This window comes from Gordonibacter sp., assembly GCF_036667095.1.
GTDB lineage: Bacteria > Actinomycetota > Coriobacteriia > Coriobacteriales > Eggerthellaceae > Gordonibacter.
In genome coordinates, this window is record NZ_JAVWUP010000245.1 from 1 (window position 1) to 3,318 (window position 3,318).

Below are 3,318 nucleotides of genomic sequence, written 5' to 3' on the forward strand. Positions count from 1 at the left end.
GGTCTCCAAAACCGCATGTTGGGGGTTCGAGTCCCTCCTGGCCTGCCAGCTTGTTAGACTGAGCAGCTTGCATTCAGGTTGCTTGCTTGAGCAGCTTGGAATCAAGCTGCTTGTTTGGCGTTTAGACGGATAACGATTTTCCCGGTTTTTTTCGGGCTAAGGAATCAGATGGCGAAGAAATCCAAAACACAGCGAGCGAAGGCTTCTGCAGCCCGTGCTGTCCGCAAGGAACAGGTGCGCGAAGCTGAGGGCGCCGAGGTAGAGGCGAAGGATGTCGCCGAAGCTGATGCCGCTGCTACCGAAGCACCCAAGAGGAAGCTCTTCAAGAAAGCCGATAAAGTCGAGGTACCTGCCGCCGACAAGCAGGACAAAGGCAAGGTAGAGAAGAAGACTGAAAAGGCCGAAGAGAAACCTATCAAAAAGAAGAGGCGTTTCGGGTTTCTTAAGGACGTTCGCTCCGAGATGAAACGCGTGACGTGGCCGACGAAGCAGGACGTGCTTCGCTGGAGCGTTGTGGTAGTCGCGGCGTTGCTGTTCTTCGGCGTCTACGTTACCGTGCTTGACAATGTTGTTATTACGCCGTTGCTTGTGGCAATTTCTGGATTGGGGGTGTAAGGCATGTCGAAGAAATGGTATGTCCTGCACACCTACTCGGGCTACGAGAACAAGGTGAAGAAAAATCTTGAGACGCGTATCGAGACCATGGGCCTCGAAAATAGCGTATTCGCCATCGAGATCCCTACCGAGATGGTAACGGAGATCAAAGAGGGCGGGCGTCGCGTCGAGAGCGAGAAGAAGGTTTTCCCGGGTTATGTGCTGGTGCGCATGGAACTTGACGATCGCAGCTGGGCTGCGGTGCGCAACACACCCGGCGTTACGGGATTCGTAGGCAGCCAGGGCAACCCAGCTCCGCTTACGCGTGACGAGTACAACAAGATCATGGGTATGGGCAAGCCCCGCGCCGGTGCGCCGAAGAAGACGTCTACCTCTATCGAGGTGGGACAGTCCGTAAAGGTGGTTTCTGGGCCGCTGGCGGAGTTCGATGGCGTGGTGTCGGAAGTGTCGCCTGAATCTGGTAAGGTGAAGGTGCTTGTCTCCATCTTCGGTCGTGAGACGCCGGTGGAGCTTTCGTTCGACCAGGTCGCCAAGATCTAGCAGAACGCTCAAGTGGTAAACATAAGCGGTGCGCGTGCCCGTGGTGGACCGGGGCTTCTCACGCGAGCAACACCGCTTTGTTGATAGATTGTAACTATAGTATGGTCAGCTGAAAGGACCGTTCACAATGGCTGAAAAGAAAGCAAAAGGCTTTGTTAAGCTTCAAATTCCTGCAGGTGCAGCTAATCCTGCTCCTCCGGTAGGCCCGGCTCTCGGCGCTCAGGGCGTCAATATCATGCAGTTCTGCCAGGCGTTCAACGCCCAGACGCAGGATCAGTCCGGTACCATCATTCCGGTTGAGATCACGGTATACGAGGATAAGTCATTCACGTTTGTGTGCAAGACCCCTCCGGCGGCCATCCTCATTAAAGAGGCTCTGGGCATCAAGAGCGGCTCGGGTGTCCCGCACATCACGGCCGTGGGCACGCTCACGGAAGATCAGCTTCGCAGCATCGCCGAGCTGAAGATGCCGGACTTGAATGCTAATACTGTCGAGGCTGCTATGGAGATCATTGCAGGCACGGCTCGTAGCATGGGCGTGCGCATCGAGGGTCGCGAACTGAAGATAAAGTACGTGCCTTCCAAGAAACTCGCAGCTATGCTGCAGGGCAAGACGCTCGACGAGGACTAAGTTCTCCGCGAGCTTACATTGTGCGCAACGCGGCTGCCTCAGGGTGGCCGCTTGAGCGATAGAAGAAGTGGAAGGGTGCCCAAGGGCATCCGCTACGTACCACGAAAGGAAGCATCATGACGAAGCAGTCCAAGAGCTACCGTGCCGCCATTGAAAAGATCGGCGAGGAGACCTATGCGCCGCTTGCGGCTATGAGCCTGGTGAAGGAAGTCTCCACCGCCAAGTTCGATGAGACGGTCGAAGGCCATTTCCGCTTGGGTATCGACACCCGCCAGGCCGACCAGCAGCTTCGCGGCACCGTGAGCCTGCCGAACGGCTCGGGCAAGACCGTCCGCGTGGCCGTTTTCGCCGAAGGTGAAGCCGCCCGTGCCGCCGAAGAGGCTGGCGCCGACATCGTGGGCACCGATGAACTGATGGCTCAGATCCAGGCTGGCGAGTTCAATTTCGACGCCGCCGTCGCCACGCCCGATCAGATGGGTAAAGTTGGCCGTCTGGGCAAGGTGCTTGGCCCCCGCGGTCTTATGCCGAACCCCAAGCTGGGTACCGTCACCACCGATGTGGCGAAGGCTATCAACGAGTTGAAGGGCGGCCGTGTGGAGTATCGCGCCGACCGCTATGGCATCGCACACGTCGTGCTGGGTAAGGTCAGCTTCACGGCTGAACAGCTTGCCGAGAACTACGGTACGGTCTATGACGAGATCCTGCGCATGAAGCCGGCTGCAGCTAAGGGCAAGTACGTGAAGTCCATCAGCGTTTCTGCGACGATGACCCCGGGCGTGTCGGTCGATTCGTCCGTGAACCGCAACTACACGGAGTCTGGCGAGTAAACGCGTTCTTTCAGCAGCGAACTAAAAAAGGGGGAGCCTACGGGCTCCTCTTTTTTAGTAACGTGAGAAACCCACAGGCTATGCCTGTGGTGCGATAACTGTTTTACACGGTTCGTAAATAAAGAAAAGCCCTCCTGTCTTATGATGTGCCTGCGATGGTCTAGATCGCAGGTGAAAGGCAGGAGAGCAATGAACGAATCGAGTTTAGCACACACAAAATGGGACTGTACCTACCATATCGTATGGATACCGAAATATCGCAGGAAGGTATTGTATGGCGAGTACAGAAAAGAAGTAGGAGAAATCATACGAGAGTTGATCGACAAGAAGAAGGGATGTTCGATTGTGGAGGGCGTCCTGTGTGTCGACCATGTACACGTGTGCCTTCGGGTGCCCCCGAAGTATGCGATCTCAGATATCTTGGGGTACGTCAAAGGTAAAAGTGCGCTCATGATTCACGATAGACATCCGGAGTGGCGCAGGAAGGTCGGCAAAGATAAGACGTTTTGGGCAAGGGGATACTACGTGAGCACTGTCGGGTTGAACGAATCTATCATTAGGCAATATATCAAGAATCAAGAGGAAAGCAGCAGGTTCGAGTAAATGACCGCACTAGACCATCGCGGCTTTCAGCCGCAAGCAGGTATTCTTGGGCCCTTCTAGGGCCGATAATCAAGCCACCGGCTATGCCGGTGGTCATGACTT

5 protein-coding genes are annotated in these 3,318 nt (G+C 55.6%); all 5 read left to right on the forward strand.

All coding sequences use genetic code 11. The features are described from left to right. The first annotated feature begins 168 nt into the window (after positions 1-168). Complete coding sequence (secE, locus tag RR842_RS13125) at positions 169-615, forward strand: preprotein translocase subunit SecE (RefSeq protein ID WP_332514762.1); 447 nt, start codon at positions 169-171, stop codon at positions 613-615. A 3-nt stretch (positions 616-618) separates the two neighbouring features. Next, positions 619-1,155: a transcription termination/antitermination protein NusG gene (nusG, locus tag RR842_RS13130; RefSeq protein WP_332518576.1), complete on the forward strand. Its 537-nt coding sequence runs from the start codon at positions 619-621 to the stop codon at positions 1,153-1,155. 127 nt (positions 1,156-1,282) lie between these two features. After that, positions 1,283-1,786: a 50S ribosomal protein L11 gene (gene rplK, locus RR842_RS13135; protein ID WP_332553991.1), complete on the forward strand. Its 504-nt coding sequence runs from the start codon at positions 1,283-1,285 to the stop codon at positions 1,784-1,786. A 116-nt stretch (positions 1,787-1,902) separates the two neighbouring features. After that, positions 1,903-2,613, forward strand: coding sequence for a 50S ribosomal protein L1 (gene rplA, locus RR842_RS13140; RefSeq protein ID WP_332514756.1), 711 nt, complete (start codon positions 1,903-1,905; stop codon positions 2,611-2,613). 189 nt (positions 2,614-2,802) lie between these two features. After that, complete coding sequence (tnpA, locus tag RR842_RS13145) at positions 2,803-3,216, forward strand: IS200/IS605 family transposase (RefSeq protein WP_332711725.1); 414 nt, start codon at positions 2,803-2,805, stop codon at positions 3,214-3,216. Positions 3,217-3,318: the final 102 nt, after the last annotated feature.

Bases quoted from the DNA above. Each gene is read 5' to 3' on its own strand.
- secE (WP_332514762.1), top strand. From the start codon at position 169: ATGGCGAAGAAATCCAAAACACAGCGAGCGAAGGCTTCTGCAGCCCGT.
- nusG (WP_332518576.1), top strand. From the start codon at position 619: ATGTCGAAGAAATGGTATGTCCTGCACACCTACTCGGGCTACGAGAAC.
- tnpA (WP_332711725.1), top strand. From the start codon at position 2,803: ATGAACGAATCGAGTTTAGCACACACAAAATGGGACTGTACCTACCAT.
- rplA (WP_332514756.1), top strand. From the start codon at position 1,903: ATGACGAAGCAGTCCAAGAGCTACCGTGCCGCCATTGAAAAGATCGGC.
- rplK (WP_332553991.1), top strand. From the start codon at position 1,283: ATGGCTGAAAAGAAAGCAAAAGGCTTTGTTAAGCTTCAAATTCCTGCA.